This is a genomic window from Pseudomonas sp. AMR01, from assembly GCF_041946035.1.
GTDB lineage: Bacteria > Pseudomonadota > Gammaproteobacteria > Pseudomonadales > Pseudomonadaceae > Aquipseudomonas > Aquipseudomonas antarctica_B.
In genome coordinates, this window is record NZ_JAUTYR010000059.1 from 1 (window position 1) to 16,084 (window position 16,084).

Annotated in this window: 9 protein-coding genes; 5 read left to right on the forward strand and 4 right to left on the reverse strand. The window is 61.5% G+C overall.

What is annotated here, in order from left to right; all coding sequences use genetic code 11:
- Nucleotides 1–170: 170 nt before the first annotated feature.
- Nucleotides 171–1,355 carry a thiolase family protein gene (locus Q7C20_RS25675; protein ID WP_375071037.1) on the reverse strand — a complete coding sequence of 395 codons (1,185 nt, stop codon included), beginning with the start codon at nucleotides 1,353–1,355 and terminating at the stop codon, nucleotides 171–173.
- 368 nt (nucleotides 1,356–1,723) lie between these two features.
- The gene (pap, locus tag Q7C20_RS25680; RefSeq protein ID WP_375071038.1) at nucleotides 1,724–3,241 is read right to left on the reverse strand and encodes a polyphosphate:AMP phosphotransferase; all 1,518 of its coding nucleotides are present in this window, start codon (nucleotides 3,239–3,241) and stop codon (nucleotides 1,724–1,726) included.
- Between the two features lie 155 nt (nucleotides 3,242–3,396).
- Here pap and mnmC point away from each other — a divergent pair, with 155 nt between their 5' ends.
- Nucleotides 3,397–5,376: a bifunctional tRNA (5-methylaminomethyl-2-thiouridine)(34)-methyltransferase MnmD/FAD-dependent 5-carboxymethylaminomethyl-2-thiouridine(34) oxidoreductase MnmC gene (gene mnmC, locus Q7C20_RS25685; RefSeq protein ID WP_375071040.1), complete on the forward strand. Its 1,980-nt coding sequence runs from the start codon at nucleotides 3,397–3,399 to the stop codon at nucleotides 5,374–5,376.
- Here mnmC and Q7C20_RS25690 read toward each other — a convergent pair.
- Nucleotides 5,368–10,191: an NEL-type E3 ubiquitin ligase domain-containing protein gene (locus Q7C20_RS25690; protein ID WP_375071042.1), complete on the reverse strand. Its 4,824-nt coding sequence runs from the start codon at nucleotides 10,189–10,191 to the stop codon at nucleotides 5,368–5,370. The two genes, mnmC and Q7C20_RS25690, sit on opposite strands and share 9 nt — an antisense overlap.
- A 310-nt stretch (nucleotides 10,192–10,501) precedes the next feature.
- On the opposite strand from Q7C20_RS25690, the gene Q7C20_RS25695 reads away from it, so the two are divergent.
- The 4 genes from Q7C20_RS25695 (at nucleotide 10,502) to Q7C20_RS25710 (ending at nucleotide 15,647) form a co-directional block, all read left to right on the forward strand.
- The gene (locus Q7C20_RS25695) at nucleotides 10,502–12,274 is read left to right on the forward strand and encodes an N-acetylglutaminylglutamine amidotransferase (RefSeq protein ID WP_348060744.1); all 1,773 of its coding nucleotides are present in this window, start codon (nucleotides 10,502–10,504) and stop codon (nucleotides 12,272–12,274) included.
- 3 nt (nucleotides 12,275–12,277) lie between these two features.
- The gene (ngg, locus tag Q7C20_RS25700; protein WP_375071043.1) at nucleotides 12,278–14,023 is read left to right on the forward strand and encodes an N-acetylglutaminylglutamine synthetase; all 1,746 of its coding nucleotides are present in this window, start codon (nucleotides 12,278–12,280) and stop codon (nucleotides 14,021–14,023) included.
- Between the two features lie 142 nt (nucleotides 14,024–14,165).
- A complete protein-coding gene (locus tag Q7C20_RS25705) occupies nucleotides 14,166–15,350 on the forward strand; it encodes an osmoprotectant NAGGN system M42 family peptidase (protein WP_375071044.1) in 1,185 nt (394 codons plus the stop codon).
- A 69-nt stretch (nucleotides 15,351–15,419) separates the two neighbouring features.
- A complete protein-coding gene (locus tag Q7C20_RS25710) occupies nucleotides 15,420–15,647 on the forward strand; it encodes a YheU family protein (RefSeq protein ID WP_375071045.1) in 228 nt (75 codons plus the stop codon).
- 6 nt (nucleotides 15,648–15,653) lie between these two features.
- Here the strand turns inward: Q7C20_RS25710 and csrA are convergent, their stop codons facing one another.
- Nucleotides 15,654–15,845: a carbon storage regulator CsrA gene (gene csrA, locus Q7C20_RS25715; protein WP_375071046.1), complete on the reverse strand. Its 192-nt coding sequence runs from the start codon at nucleotides 15,843–15,845 to the stop codon at nucleotides 15,654–15,656.
- Between the last annotated feature and the right edge of the window lie 239 nt (nucleotides 15,846–16,084).

The window sequence follows — 16,084 nt, forward strand, 5'->3', positions numbered from 1 at the left end:
CGAGTGGTGGGGCGAAGACCTTTTGGTTACTTTTGGGGCGTTTGCCAAAAGTGACCCGCTGTAAGAGCGGAACCCATTTCAGCCATCACCCAAATAACGGATATACACCCCGACAAACCGCCATCGCAGGCAAGCCAGCTCCCACATTAATCAGGTTTCTTCAGGGTGACTCAACGTACAGCCTCGAAAAGCCCAGTAGCCCCCATACCACCACCCACGCACATGGTAACGATGCCATAGCGCAAACCCCGCCGTTGCAGCTCACGCACCAAGTGCCCCACCTGCCGCGACCCCGTCATGCCAAACGGATGCCCAATCGAAATCGACCCCCCATTCACGTTGTACTTCGCGTTATCAATCCCCAGCCGATTCCGCGCATACAGGCATTGCGACGCAAACGCCTCATTGAGCTCCCACAAATCAATATCCGCCACCTCCAACCCCTTGGCCTCAAGCAACTTGGGCACCGAAAACACCGGGCCAATGCCCATCTCGTCAGGCTCACACCCCGCCACCGTAAACCCGCGAAAATACGCCTTGGGCTTAAGCCCCAGCGCCAGCGCTTTATCCAGGCTCATCACCAACGTCATCGAAGCGCCGTCAGACAACTGCGAAGAATTCCCGGCCGTCACCGAACCATCCTCGGCAAACACCGGCTTCAGCCCGTGCAGACTCGCCAACGTCGTATCAGGGCGATTGCAGTCATCGCGATCCACCACCCCCTCCAGCACCTGCACAGCGCCGGTGTTCTTATCCTCGACTCTGTACGTGACCGCCATCGGCACGATTTCATCGTCGAACAACCCATCAGCCTGAGCCTGAGCCGTGCGCTGCTGACTTTGCAGCGCATACAGGTCCTGCTCTTCACGGCTGACGTTATAGCGGCGCGCCACAATCTCGGCCGTCTGCCCCATCGGGAAGTAGATGCCCGGCACCTGCTCCTTGAGCAAGGGGTTGATCAGGTTATCGGTGTTGACGCTTTTCAGGGTCAGGCTGATGGACTCAACACCACCGGCGACGATGATGTCGCTGCAACCCGAGGCAATCTGGTTGGCCGCAATGGCGATCGCCTGCAAGCCTGAGGAACAGAAACGGTTGAGGGTCATGCCCGCCACGCCAGTGCCCAATTGCGAGAGCACCGCCACATTGCGCCCGATGTTGTAGCCCTGTGCGCCCTCGTTGGAGCCGGCACCGACAATGCAATCCTCCACCGATGCCGGGTCGATGCCATTGCGGGCGAGCAGCGCGTTGACGCAATGGGCTGCCATGTCATCCGGGCGAGTCTGGTTGAACTTGCCGCGAAAGGATTTGGCCAGGCCGGTTCGCACGCTGTCGACGATCACTACATCACGCATGGGCTACCTCGATCTTGTCGTTGTTGGGAGATGGATCGAGCATAGATCCAGGCATTCCCAACCGCGACGATCATTCACCCCGGATATGCACGCGCATGAGCGCACAGCTTTCTGTGGCGAGCGGGCTTGCTGTAGTGAACGGGCTTGTCGTGGCGAGCGGGCTTGCCCCGCGTTGGGGCGCGAAGCGGCCCTGATCCAGGCGCCGCATTACTCCAGTCAGAACTTGTTGGCAGGTTTTGGGGCTGCTCCGCAGCCCAACGCGGGGCAAGCCCGCTCGCCACAACAAGCCCACCTGCCACAACAAGCCCGCTCACTACAGTAAGCCCGCTCGCCACAGTAAGCCGGCTCACTACAGCAAGCCGCTACACCTACTTCTTCTTGCCTTTCTTGTCGTGCTTGTCAGTCTGTTCGAACGCCTCTTCCAGCGCGCGGTTGATGGTGCGCAGCACCTTGACCCGCGCCCAGCGCTTGTCATTGGCTTCCACCAGGGTCCAGGTGGACATCTCGGTGCTGGTGCGATCGACCATATCGCCCACCGCCGCGCGGTAGTCGTCCCATTTGTCACGGTTGCGCCAGTCGTCTTCGGTGATCTTGAAACGCTTGAAAGGGATGTTTTCCCGGGACTGAAAGCGTTCCAGTTGAGTCTGCTTGTCAATTGCCAGCCAGAACTTGACCACGATCACACCCGCGTCTCGCAGTTGCTCCTCAAAGTCGTTGATCTCGCCATAGGCGCGCATCCAATCCGTCGGGGTGCAGAAGCCTTCGATGCGCTCTACCAACACGCGGCCGTACCAGGAGCGGTCGAACACGGTGAACATGCCGCGCGCCGGGATTTTCTGCCAGAACCGCCACAAGTAAGGCTGCGCGCGCTCGTCTTCACTCGGCGCGGCAACTGGCACGATGTGGTACTGACGCGGATCCAGCGCGGCGGCCACGCGACGGATTGCGCCGCCCTTGCCCGCCGCGTCATTGCCTTCAAACACGGTCACTAATGCGTGCTTGCGCATGCGTTTGTCGCGCATCAGCCCGGAGAAGCGCGCCTGTTCGGTGATCAGCTGTTCTTCGTAATCGTCCTTGTCCAGGCGCAAGGTCATGTCGAGGCTGTCGAGCAGGCTCTTTTTGTCCACCGACGCAATCAACGGCGCCGGGTTCATGCCGCTGGCCTTGGCCTTGGAGACTTTCAGGGCATTTTGCAGGCTTTCAAGGAGGATCTTGCCCACGGTGAGGCTGCGGTAATGCGCGTCGACGCCTTCGATCACATGCCATGGCGCGTAGTCGCGGCTGGTGCGACGCAGGATGCGCTCACCGAAATGCACAAACTTGTCGTAGGTCTTGGACTGCTGCCAGTCCAGCGGGCTGATGCGCCAGCTGTGCAGCGGGTCGTCGGCGAGGGCCTTGAGCCGCGCTTTCATCTGTTTTTTGGAAAGGTGAAACCAGAATTTGAAGATCAGCGCGCCTTCATCGCAGAGCATTTTTTCCAGGCGCTCGGCGCCAGCGATGGCCTGGTCCAGGCGCGCGTCCTTGATCTGCCCGTGTACCCGGCTTTGCAGCATCTGGCTGTACCAGTTACCGAAAAAAACCCCCATGCGGCCCTTGGCCGGCAGTTGCCGCCAGTAGCGCCAGGCCGGTGGGCGCGCCAGTTCTTCGTCGGTTTGCTGGTCGAAGGTGCGCACCTCGATCAGGCGCGGGTCCATCCATTCATTCAGCAGCTTGACGGTCTCGCCCTTGCCGGCGCCTTCAATGCCATTGATCAAGATGATCACCGGGAAACGCTTCTGCTGTTGCAGCTCGTACTGCACCTCCAACAGGGCCTCACGCAGGGCCGGCACTTCAGCTTCGTAGGTGTCTTTGTCGATGGCGTGACCGATTTCGGCGGATTCGAACATGGGCAGCTCCGTTTCAAGATGGATCAAGACTAGCGGATTGGGCAACAACACGCGGGAGGAAATTCCACCCGCGCTTGCCATGGGTCAATTCATTGCCGGTTGATGGGCTAGAATGACCGCCTTGTTTTTGCCTGCTTCCATATTCAGAGCCGCCCATGACCCCCATCACCCACGCCCAGCTCGACTGGGACGATCAAGGTCGCCCGCACTCGCGGGTCTTCGACGATGTGTATTTTTCCGACACGTCGGGCCTTGAAGAAACCCGTTATGTGTTCCTCGAACAGAACCGTTTGCAGGAGCGCTTCGCGGCCTTGACGGCGGACGGGCGACTGGTGATCGGCGAGACCGGGTTCGGTACTGGCCTGAATTTTCTGTGCGCCTGGCAACTGTTCGAACAGCACGCCGTGGCCGGTGCGCGCCTGCATTTTGTGAGCGTGGAAAAATACCCGCTGAGCCACGCCGACCTGCAACGCGCCCTCGCCCTCTGGCCTGAACTTCAGCCGTTCGCCGAGGCATTGCTGGCGCAGTACCTGGCGATCCACTCAGGCTTCCAGCGCCTGGTGCTGGATAACGGCCGCGTGACCCTGACCCTGTTGATCGGCGATGCCCTGGAGCAACTGCCACAGCTGGATGCACAGATTGACGCGTGGTTTCTCGACGGCTTCGCCCCGGCGAAAAACCCCGACATGTGGACCGCCGAGCTGTTTGCCGAACTGGCGCGGCTGGCCGCGCCCGGCTCGACCATCAGCACCTTCACCAGCACCGGCTGGGTGCGCCGCTTGATCAACGCTGCCGGTTTTAAAATGAAGCGCACGCCGGGCATCGGCCACAAATGGGAGATTTTGCGCGGCGAGTTCCTCGGCTGGCCCTCGGAAACTCCCGCGCCACCGGCTGCCAAGCCGTGGTTCGCACGGCCGCCCGCCATTGCCGGCGAGCGCCACGCCATGGTCATCGGCGGCGGCCTCGCCGGTTGCGCCACCGCCGCCAGCCTGGCCGCCCGTGGCTGGCGCGTCAGCCTGCTGGAACGTCACGCGGGCCTGGCCAAAGAAGCCTCGGGCAACCCTCAAGGCGTGCTGTACCTCAAGCTGTCGGCCCACGGCACGGCTTTGTCCCAACTGATTCTCAGCGGCTTTGGCCACACGCGGCGCCTGCTGGAGCATTTGCACCGAGGCGTCGATTGGGATGGCTGCGGCGTGCTGCAACTGGCGTTCGACGCCAAGGAAGCCCAGCGCCAGGCGCAGCTTGCAGACGCCTTTGCACCGGACTTGCTGCACCTGCTGGACCGCGAACAGGCCCAACAAAGGGCCGGTATCGAACTGGCCCAGGGCGGCCTGTTTTTCCCCGAAGGCGGCTGGGTACACCCGCCTGCGCTGTGCGAGTGGCAGGCACGTCAACCCGGGATCACGGTGCTGAATCATCACGATGTGCTCGACCTGCGCCACTTCGACGGTCAATGGCAAGCGTGGGACGGCGAGCGCCTGCTCGCCAGTGCCCCCGTAGTGGTGTTGGCAGGGGCCGCCGACATCCAGCGCTTCGCCGACCTGCCCCTCAAACGCATTCGCGGGCAAATCACCCGACTGGCGCAAACCGCGCAAAGCCAGGCCCTGGCGACCGTGGTGTGCGCCGAAGGCTACGTGGCCCCGGCGCGCCTGGGCGAGCACACCCTGGGCGCAAGTTTTGACTTCAAGAACCAGGACCTGACACCCACCGCCACCGAGCACGCCGGCAACCTGGAGATGCTGCGCGAGATTTCCACCGACCTGGCCCACCGCCTGGGTGCCGACGCGATGGCCCCGGAACAACTCGAGGGCCGCGCCGCCTTCCGTTGCACCAGCCCCGATTACCTGCCGATCGTAGGCCCGCTGGCCGAACGAATCGCGTTCGACCAAACCTACGTCGCGCTGCGCAAGGATGCCCGCCAGACCCCACAGGTCGCCTGCCCGTGGCTGGACGGCCTGTACATCAACAGCGGCCACGGCTCGCGCGGCCTGATCACCGCGCCATTGTGTGCCGAACTGCTGGCGGCCTGGCTGAATGATGAGCCCCTGCCGGTGCCCTCCAGCGTGGCCGAAGCCTGCCACCCTAATCGGTTCGCCGTGCGGGCTTTGATTCGTGGCACGGGCGGCTCACAGTAACGGCACCGAGCATCCGGCAATGGCGCCGGGTTTGAGGATCTCCTCGGTCCGGCGCCTGATCTCAGCGGCCTGCGCCTGCTCCCGCTCTTGCAGGATCACGTTCATCTGCGTGCGGTAGTCACCGTCAGTCAAGGTTTGGCCCTGATCAAACACCGCCTGCATACGCTCCTCGAACGGCTCCGACAGGCGACCGAGCGGCACGCTATAGGCCTTTTTCAGATAGCCGGCCCACAACGGCAATTCGACCAGATAATCCACCAGTTCGGGTGAAAACTCGGCGGCACGCAGCCGGGCCTCGGCGGCGTTCAAATGGTGGGGCGCCACCTCACCCAGGCTTTCGAAACGCATATGTTTGGGTTGGCCCGGCAAATAGAAACGGTCAGCCAGGCCTTTTCGAAATGCCAGGCTCACCTCCAGTGGGTCGGCACTGGGGTGTGCTTCGCTGTGACTCAGGGCATAGCGCTCAAGTCGGTCGAGCCGAAACAAACCCTTGCTCAAATGCAGGACCTGTTCAGCCGACAGCTGTCCGCCCTCGACAGCTTTGGACGCCTCGTGAATATGGGTCAGCACTTCCAGGTTGCTGAAACTTGCGGCAGCGGCGTCGTCACAGTTGAGCGGCGTGGCCGCACGCTCAAAAATTTCCTTGCGCAAGTCGGTATCGGATTCAACGGCGTCCAGCACCCACCACACACGCCGGCTCATGTCCTCGCGAACCTTCTTGGTATCGGCCACGCCGCCCAGCCCGGCCAATAACATGAACAACCCATCAGAACCCGATTCCGCCCTGAGCGCATCCCAGGTCGCCTGTCGGGTGGTTACAAGCGTACCCATGTCCTTCAACCACAGCTCTCGCGCTTTTTGCTCGGTGATGCGGGCGACGTCATCCTCCAGAAAGCCCATACCGATACCGGCGCGGGCCCGATAGTCCCTGAGCAATTGTTTACTTGAGGTATCCAGGGAATTACCCCAAAGGTTCAGCGCCCGCGCGACATCCCGCGAGACCGTTGAGAGCCATTGAGGCAACTCTTTGATCATATTGCTACGCAGGCTCACAACTTCCAGATACGGCGGCCGTCGCAGCCCGACAGGCAGCTCCTGAAGCAAACAGTCGTCCAGAAACAGCAAACGCAAGTCCAGCATCCGACTGACCGAAGGGGCATTGAGCAGCGGGTTATTTTTCAGATCCAATACCCGCAGCTTGGTCACTCCCCCCAACGTCTCGCGGGAGGCTTCGGTCAGTTGCAGCTGGTTGTGGTTCAAATACAGGCGCCGCAACTCGGGCATGTTCGCCGGTATCAGCGGCAGCTCGGTCAACTTGTTGTTGGCCAGATCAAGCGTATGCAGGCCCTTGAAGTGTTCAAGAAAGCGTGTGACCCCATTGTTGAGTTCCATGCGCCTGAGCGACAGCTCTCGAACATGACCAAAGTCGACTTCGGCAGGCAGCGCAGGCAACTCCCCTGCCAACAGGCCGTCCAGCTTCAACACCGGAACCTGCGCCCCTGACTCATCGACCCACAGTGTTTCGCGTCTCCAGGCACGCTCAATGGCCTTGATGGCCGAAGCGCGAGCCTGGCGAAAGTCCTGCTTGGCGGAGGCGCTCATTCCTCGCACGGCAACCTTGTCGTCAGACCACTGCATCAACGCCTTCTGCAACATCTTGAGCTGGCCTTTCAATCCCTTCACGGCTTTGGCACGCGACACATGATCCGGGCCCAAGCCGTGCAGCAACCGTGCGAGCTGGCTTGACTCAAGCGTGGGATAGAGTTTTCGCCCATCGCGCATCAGCGCCGCCGGCAACACCGGCGGCTCTTGCAGTACTGCTTGAATGCACGCCAAGGCTGGCTTTGGTATCGGGCGCTCGGGCCAGAGGTAATGGGCGAGCGTCTTGCGCTGCGTTTCGGCCTTGGTCAGCAGATGGTGGCGCAGAAAGCTGCCACGCTGAGCGCCCGTCAGCTTCAGTGTGCCGCGTTGATAAACCGTCAGCGTATCGGTGAGGGCTTGGTAAAAACCGTCGTCGCCGGTGGCGATATCCCCCAATGCCTTACCCTGCTCATCAAAAGCCCGAAAGCCGCGCGCAGACACCACCACCGTCCGGCGTACGGTCGCGTTCGGCGCACCCCGTTGTGCAATCAATTCACCCGTGATCGCTTCACGGCGCACTTGCAGTGACATCGTCTGTGGCCATTCGAGCACGCGCGCAAGCAGCCCGACGGCCAGGCGCTGGGTAGCCTCGGTGGCTTGTCGAGGCCAGTACAGCCCACTGAAAGCCTGATCTTCTTCGACGAGTTGCATCACCTCGCGAGCTCGCTGCGCCAGCGCCAGCGGCACTCGCCGGGTGTCACGCAGGCGCACACGCTGTAGGGTCGGGGTGCTGGACAGCAGTTCCCACGCCATCCGAATCGGCAGGTTCGGGTAGTGCAACTTGAGCAGGTCATGATCGCCAGGTTCAATCACATCGGCATGCTGATACAGCGCCTCATACACCGTTCGATGGCTGCGTTGCAGTGAAGCGAGCAGGCGTCGTTTGAGCGTGGCCTCAGCCTCGCCGGTTTTTACGCTACCGCCCAACAATGCCTGCTTTTCCTCAGCGTCCAGCGCCTCCAGCAAGGTTGGCATCACCTTGCCGTCGGCCAGCTGCTGCTCGGTGACAGGAATGCTTAAATCTTCGTAGTCAAAGGGCGCCGTATCGGGGTAGCGCTCAACCAGATTGTCAGCATTGTCCAGCACCTTGAAGAAGCGTCCTGACGGCCAGCCGGGCATATGCGGCAACGCGTAGATTTGAGTGCGTGCCGTGCCGGCATCCAACTGCGGCTGATGCTCGAGCTGCCAGGTCAGATCCCGGACTTTCTGCTCCTGCATAAAACGCATCACTGCATCCCGGAATCGCTCCGGCAATGGCAGGTTTTCCGAAGCCCTGTAACGCAACTCCGGCAGGGTCAAGTCGCTGATACTGGCAATTTCTTTCAAGCGCTCGTCACTCCACGCGCCCAGGAAGGGATGCAAGCGTTTGATGCCGTATGCCAGGTCTTGCCACTCTTCGGGCCGTTCCCATTCAAACCGCCAACCGCCCACGCGGTTGTGCGCGAGCGGCAGACGACCCGCCTCGCTGCGCTGTGGGTGCAGGGCCATCCACTGCCTGGTAGCGGCGTCGAAGGCTATCGAATACACGTCGCCGTCAACCTTGGCGTAAGACTGGCCATGAACCTTATAGACGCCTATTGAGTCGGCTACCGCTGCGGCAATGACACTCGGAAGCTGGCGGTAGGTGGACGACCGACGGCGCCATAGCCACGCGCTGTTGTCAGCCCGTTTGATCGCCTCCATGCCATCAAAAAAATCCACGGGCTGGCTGGCCAAACGTTTGGCGGCTCCGAAGGCTTTTACCCCCGCAGCAAAAACGACCATGCCGGCAATGCTTTCAGCCACGTTGACCAGATGCCCGACGGCCTCGGCTTTTTCATCATGGTTCCAGTCGTCGATGCCCTCGAACACCTCGCCCAGCAACTGGCCAATGCACACACCCGTCATCAAGGCCCCCACCACCGGCACCAGAAAACCGGCGATGTTGAGCAACGTCAAACCGGCGTCCAGATAGCGCTGCAAACGCAGCCGACGGGCATCTTCATCCGCTTGTGCGGTGGGCACCGCAAGCTCGAAAGCATCGAGCAGCAACTTGCCGGTACAGACGTTGAAATAGAAACTGGACAGGTTGCCCGTCTCCACCACCGGGTCCATGCGCCCCACTGCGCGACTCTCGTCGAACCGCTGAAAAAACCCGAAGCGCTCGGATTCGTCCAGGTAGCCGTTAAAAAAAAGCCGATACGATTGCACCTGGAGCTTGAGGGTCAGGTACTGCTTGAAGTCATTCAGCGACGGGTACTCATACCAGGGTCGCACCGGCTCATTGGGCATGTACAGCACCACCGGCCCACTGGAAAACCCATCATCGGCGGCATTGGCCAACACCATCACACCCCATATGCAGGCGTCACCGATGTTCAGCCCTTGCCAGACCAGCGGCTTACCGTGAAACAGCAGATGCTGCACTTGGCCAGCAGGCGCATTCGCCTTGATCAACGCCAGCAACACGCTATAGGTCGGCGCGCTGATATCGCCCTTGGCGTAGGCGATGTGCAGGTCCATTTGCATGTCCATGCAGCGCGATCGTCCCAGGGTGGAAATGGCGGGGTTATACCCGCGTTCGGTCTCGACCGCTTCGCCGGGCGTCGGCAGGTTGAACACCGCCCGCAGATGCTGCTGATAGGCGCTACCGAGGTCCAGTTCGCGGCAATAGTCCACGAACGTTTCAACGCTTAGGCGTGACACGATACCGCGCCCCGTGCGGATGACTGATCCAGCCGGCATCCCGCCGGGCCCGGTCACCGACTGCGCAAAATTCTGCATCGCCGCGTGCAAGAGGCTGTGTTTCTCTATCGTGGTCCGTTCTATCACGGGGCCGACAGGGATAGTCATTCTGTAAGAGTGCCGTGGCACTTCCAGCATGTCGCGCTCGACATCCAGCGAGCCATAGCCCTTGCCCGACAGAAACCTTGTGAGCCGTTCAGCACAAAATGCCTTGAGGGGTTGGACGTTCGCCAGCAGACGCGCCGCCGCTTCCTGCGGCCGCTGGCTGTCGTCATGAGCCTGTTGCAGGGCACGGCGAGTCGCGGTATCGGCGTTGAGCCACCACGTGGGTAACGTGTCTTGCAGCACTTGGGCCTTGTCCAGATCGCCAGTGATGTCCAGCAGCAAGGCGGTAACCCTTGCGTGCGTTACCGGCGTGACGATGTGAGGTGAAGCCTGGGTTTGGGCCATCAGCAACTTTCCTTATTGCATTGATTAATGGCGCTCAACAATAAGGCCGATCCCGTCGCCGATTGACGCAAATACTGGGGCGTTCAAGCGCCAAACCCCCTCACTATTCGCATGTTTACCAGCGGTATTTACCGCCCCTGCCCCCAAGGCCGCGCCGGCTGTGCACGTCCTTTTATCCCCTCAAGGCCCTTTGCCTTATAACCGATTGTTCTAAAACTCCCATCATAGGCGCGTGTCAGTTTCTGGGTACGCGCCCTCAGGGCGTATTGAGTATTGACCCCTCCCCAACGGAAAAACCGGTAAGGAATTTATGTGCGGATTAGCTGGCGAGCTACGTTTTGATGCCCAACCTGCCGACCTGGCAGCCGTTGAGCGCATCACCCATCACCTGGCCCCTCGTGGCCCTGATGCCTGGGGCTTCCATGCCCAAGGGCCGATTGCCTTGGGCCATCGACGCCTGAAAATCATGGACCTGTCGGACGGCTCCGCCCAACCGATGGTCGATTCACAGCTGGGCCTGAGCCTGGCCTTCAACGGTGCGATCTATAACTTTCCGGAGTTGCGTGAAGAGCTGGAAGCCTTGGGCTACGCCTTCTATTCCGGCGGCGACACCGAAGTGCTGCTCAAGGGCTATCACGCCTGGGGCGAAGCACTGCTGCCAAAGCTCAACGGCATGTTTGCGTTTGCTATCTGGGAGCGCGATGCACAGCGACTGTTTATTGCCCGCGACCGCCTGGGCGTAAAGCCGCTGTATCTGTCGCGTACCGGCCAGCGCCTGCGCTTCGCCTCGGCCTTGCCGGCGCTGCTCAAGGGCGGTGATATCAACCCGATTCTCGACCCGGTCGCGCTCAACCATTATTTGAATTTTCATGCCGTGGTACCTGCGCCGCGCACCTTGCTGGCGGGCATTGAAAAGCTGCCACCGGCCAGCTGGATGCGCATTGATGCCAGCGGCAAGACCGAACAGAAAGTCTGGTGGACCCTGCCCTACGGCCCCCATGACGATGAAAAAAACCTGACTCTGGAAGACTGGACCGACCGCGTGCTCGACAGCACCCGCGAAGCCGTGGCGATCCGCCAACGTGCCGCCGTGGATGTAGGCGTGCTGCTCTCCGGCGGCGTCGATTCGAGCATGCTCGTTGGCCTGCTGCGTGAAGTCGGCGTGCAGGATTTGTCGACCTTCTCCATCGGTTTTGAAGACGCCGGTGGCGAGCGCGGCGACGAGTTCCAGTACTCGGACTTGATCGCCAAGCACTACGGTACCCGCCATCACCAGCTGCGCATCGCCGAAAGCGAGATCATCGAGCAACTGCCGGCGGCCTTCCGCGCCATGAGCGAGCCGATGGTGAGCCACGACTGCATCGCCTTTTACTTGCTGTCGCGGGAAGTGGCCAAGCACTGCAAAGTGGTGCAGAGCGGCCAGGGCGCCGATGAGTTGTTCGCCGGTTACCACTGGTACCCGCAGGTTGACGGCGCAAGCGACCCGTACGCGGCGTATCGCGATGCGTTTTTCGACCGCAGCTACGACGACTATGCCGCAACCGTCGCACCGCAATGGCTGACCGCCAATGACGCCGCCGGCGACTTCGTCCGCGAGCATTTTGCGATGCCTGGCGCCGATGCAGCCGTGGACAAGGCCTTGCGCCTGGACAGCACGGTGATGCTGGTGGACGACCCGGTCAAACGCGTCGACAACATGACCATGGCTTGGGGTCTGGAAGCGCGTACGCCGTTTCTTGACTATCGCCTGGTGGAACTGTCGGCCCGTGTACCGGGCAAATTCAAACTGCCGGACGGCGGCAAGCAGGTGCTTAAAGAAGCGGCGCGCCGGGTGATTCCAAGTGAAGTCATCGACCGCAAAAAAGGCTATTTCCCGGTGCCGGGCCTCAAGCATTTGCAAGGCGACACCCTGAACTGGGTGCGCGATCTGCTGCTGGACCCGAGCCAGGATCGTGGCTTGTTCAACCCGGCCATGCTCGACCGCCTGCTCACCGACCCACAAGGCCAACTGACGCCGCTGCGCGGCTCCAAGCTGTGGCAACTGGCGGCGCTGAACCTGTGGCTCAGCGAACAAGGAATCTGATTCATGAAACCTAACGCCGCGGCTTACAGCCAACGCTTGCTCAAAGGTCAGGCGCCCACATATGAGCGCCTGCAAGCCCGCCTGGCTGAAGATGGCAGCCCACTGGCCGCCGAACCGATTGCCGTGCATTGCGGCTGGGGCCGGTTGTTGATCGGCCACACGTTCCCGGACCCGGCGAGCCTGGCTCAGGAACTGCTCAACGAAAAAGCTGGCGAGCGGGACATCGCGTTGTACGTGGCCGCGCCCCAGCAGATTCTGGGGATCGATCCGCAACAGCTGTTCCTTGACCCCTCCGATACCTTGCGCCTGTGGTTCAGCGACTACCGCCCGGCCACGCGCGTGTTTCGTGGCTTCCGGATTCGTCGGGTGCAAACCGAGGCGGATTGGCAGGCGGTCAACCAGCTCTATCAGGGACGCGGGATGTTGCCGGTCGACGCCGAGCGCCTCACGCCACGCCATCAAGGCGGCCCGGTGTATTGGCTGGCCGAGGATGAAGACAGCGGCGCAGTGATCGGTAGCGTGATGGGCCTTAACCATCAAAAAGCCTTCCACGACCCGGAAAACGGTTGTAGCCTGTGGTGCCTGGCGGTTGACCCGCTGTGTACGCGCCCCGGTGTCGGCGAGGTACTGGTGCGCCATCTGGTAGAGCACTTCATGAGCCGTGGCTTGAGCTACCTCGACCTGTCGGTGCTGCACGATAACCGTCAGGCCAAGGGGCTCTATGCCAAGTTGGGCTTTCGTGCGCTGACCACCTTCGCCATCAAGCGCAAGAACGGGATCAACCAGCCGCTGTTTCTGGGCCCTGGCCCGCAGGCGGGCTTCAATCCGTATGCGCGGATCATTGTTGAAGAAGCGCATCGACGTGGCATTGATGTACAGGTCGACGATGCGGCTGCCGGGCTTTTCACCCTCAGCCATGGTGGCCGACGCGTACGTTGCCGCGAATCCTTGAGCGACCTGACCAGCGCCATCAGCATGACGTTGTGTCAGGACAAGAGCCTGACCCACAAGGTGCTCAAGGCTGCCGGTTTGAAACTGCCGTCGCAGCAACTGGCGGGCAGTGCCAATGACAACCTGGAGTTCCTCGACGAGCACCAGCGCATCGTGGTCAAGCCGCTGGACGGCGAGCAAGGCCAGGGCGTTGCGGTGGACTTACAGACCATCGAAGACGTGCAGGCCGCCGTCGAAACGGCGCGCCAGTTCGACAGCCGGGTGTTGCTGGAAAGCTTTCACGAGGGCCTGGACCTGCGCATTCTGGTGATCGGTTTTGAAGTGGTTGCCGCCGCGATTCGTCGCCCTGCCGAAGTGACGGGTGACGGTCAGCATTCGATTGGCGCGCTGATCGAAGCCCAGAGCCGTCGTCGCCAGGCCGCCACCGATGGCGAGAGCAAGATCCCGCAGGACGCCGAGACCGAACGCACCCTGCACGCCGCCGGTTTCGACTACAGCAGCATTCTGCCCCGTGGCCAAACCCTCGCCGTGCGCCGTACCGCCAACTTGCACACCGGCGGTTGCCTGGAGGACGTCACCGGCATCCTGCACCCAACGCTGGTGGACGCCGCCGTGCGCGCCGCCCGCGCCCTGGACATTCCCATGGTCGGCCTGGACTTGATGGTGCCCGCCGCCGACCAGCCCGAGTATGTGTTTATCGAAGCCAACGAACGGGCTGGGCTGGCCAACCATGAGCCGCAGCCGACTGCCGAAAAATTTGTGGATTTGCTGTTTCCCCATAGTCAGCCGACGGCGTGAGAAACAGGCGGCCCTTAGCGCCGCCATCGCGGGCAAGTCGAAAGGTCGCTTCCACAGGTTAAATACATTCCAGTGTGGGAGCTGGCTTGCCTGCGATGAGGCCATTAATGGCACTACTTCCTACAAGCTATCAGGAGACTTTATGAGCCGAACCATCCCCGAACCGGATCTGAACTACCTGCAAAAAGTTTTGCTGGAAATGCTCGCCATTCCCAGCCCTACCGGTTTCACCGACACCATCGTGCGCTACGTCGCCGAGCGCCTCGAAGAGCTTGGCATCCCCTTCGAAATGACCCGGCGCGGGACCATTCGTGCCACCCTCAAGGGCCAGAAAAACAGCCCTGACCGCGCCGTGTCTGCGCACCTGGACACCATCGGCGCCGCCGTGCGCGCGATCAAGGACAACGGCCGTCTGACCCTCGCGCCGGTGGGCTGCTGGTCCAGCCGTTTTGCCGAAGGCAGCCGGGTCAGCCTGTTTACCGACAATGGCGTGATCCGTGGCAGCGTGTTGCCGTTGATGGCCTCCGGGCACGCGTTCAACACCGCAGTGGATGAAATGCCGGTGAGCTGGGACCACGTGGAATTGCGCCTCGACGCCTACTGCGCCACCCGTGCCGATTGCGATTCCCTGGGCATCAGCATCGGTGACTACGTGGCCTTCGACCCACTGCCCGAATTCACCGAAAGCGGGCACATCAGCGCCCGTCACCTGGATGACAAAGCCGGCGTCGCAGCCCTGCTCGCCGCGCTCAAGGCGATTATCGACAGTGGCGAACCGTTGCTGATCGACTGCCACCCGCTGTTCACCATCACCGAAGAAACCGGCAGCGGTGCGGCCGCCGCCCTGCCGTGGGATGTAAGCGAATTTGTCGGCATCGATATCGCCCCGGTCGCACCCGGCCAGCACTCCAGCGAGCACGCGGTGAGCGTGGCGATGCAGGATTCCGGCGGGCCGTATGACTATCACCTGTCCCGTCACCTGCTACGCCTGGCCTCCGAGAATGAGCTGCCGGTACGCCGTGACCTGTTTCGCTACTACTTCAGCGATGCGCATTCGGCCGTGACCGCCGGCCATGACATTCGCACGGCCCTGCTGGCGTTCGGCTGCGATGCAACGCATGGCTACGAACGTACGCACATCGACAGCCTGGCCGCGCTCAGCCGCCTGTTGAGCGCCTACATCCTCAGCCCGCCGGTATTCGCCAGCGACGCGCAACCGGCCCAGGGTTCACTGGACCGCTTCAGCCATCAGATTGAGCACGAGACGCAGATGGAGAGCGACACCCGCGTGCCATCGGTGGACAGCCTGGTCGGCCAGAAGTCCTGACGCTGGCAACAGCTGGTAACAAGGGCCCCGGCGCAGTAGCATCGCCGGGACCCACTACTTGAGGCTTGTATGCTGATTCCCTACGACGCACTTGAAGTCGACACCCTGACCCGCCTGATTGAAGACTTTGTGACGCGCGACGGCACTGACAATGGCGATGACACGCCGCTGGAAACCCGCGTATTGCGCGTGCGCCATGCGTTGACCAGGGAGCAGGCCCTGATCGTGTTCGACCCCGAGAGCGAGCAATGCCAGTTGATGCTCAAGCATGATGTGCCCAAGCATTTGTTTGACTGAGGGTTTCTAGGCGTTGGTTTGGGGCTCTCTGGCTTGGCGTTCGAGGATCTTTTGGTAGACCTCGGCTCTGTGGACACTGACGCCTGCCGGGGCCTGAATGCCGAACTTTATCTGAGTGCCATTGAGTTCGAGGATGTGCAGGGTGATGCTATCGCCGATGGAGATGATTTCGCCTACGGCGCGGCTTAAGACCAGCATGGCGGTTGTCCTTTTGGAGTGACAGGGCCTTGAACATGCCCGCTGGGTGGGCGTCGGGCAATGGCTTGCTCTGAAAACAGGCGGGGACTACGGTGGGGGGTAATTTTGCTGACAGACTTGGGGTGGGATGGGGGGCATATTCGTTGCTGCGGTAACGGCTGGGATTGGTTCCGCTCTTACAGCGGGTCACTTTTGGCAAACGCCCCAAAAGTAACCAAAAGGTCTGTGCCCCACCACTC

What these genes read in the sequence shown, in the direction of transcription:
- Q7C20_RS25675 (WP_375071037.1), bottom strand. Translation starts at nt 1,355, where the DNA reads ATGCGTGATGTAGTGATCGTCGACAGCGTGCGAACCGGCCTGGCCAAA.
- Q7C20_RS25705 (WP_375071044.1), top strand. Translation starts at nt 14,166, where the DNA reads ATGAGCCGAACCATCCCCGAACCGGATCTGAACTACCTGCAAAAAGTT.
- mnmC (WP_375071040.1), top strand. Translation starts at nt 3,397, where the DNA reads ATGACCCCCATCACCCACGCCCAGCTCGACTGGGACGATCAAGGTCGC.
- pap (WP_375071038.1), bottom strand. Translation starts at nt 3,241, where the DNA reads ATGTTCGAATCCGCCGAAATCGGTCACGCCATCGACAAAGACACCTAC.
- csrA (WP_375071046.1), bottom strand. Translation starts at nt 15,845, where the DNA reads ATGCTGGTCTTAAGCCGCGCCGTAGGCGAAATCATCTCCATCGGCGAT.
- Q7C20_RS25690 (WP_375071042.1), bottom strand. Translation starts at nt 10,191, where the DNA reads ATGGCCCAAACCCAGGCTTCACCTCACATCGTCACGCCGGTAACGCAC.
- Q7C20_RS25710 (WP_375071045.1), top strand. Translation starts at nt 15,420, where the DNA reads ATGCTGATTCCCTACGACGCACTTGAAGTCGACACCCTGACCCGCCTG.
- ngg (WP_375071043.1), top strand. Translation starts at nt 12,278, where the DNA reads ATGAAACCTAACGCCGCGGCTTACAGCCAACGCTTGCTCAAAGGTCAG.
- Q7C20_RS25695 (WP_348060744.1), top strand. Translation starts at nt 10,502, where the DNA reads ATGTGCGGATTAGCTGGCGAGCTACGTTTTGATGCCCAACCTGCCGAC.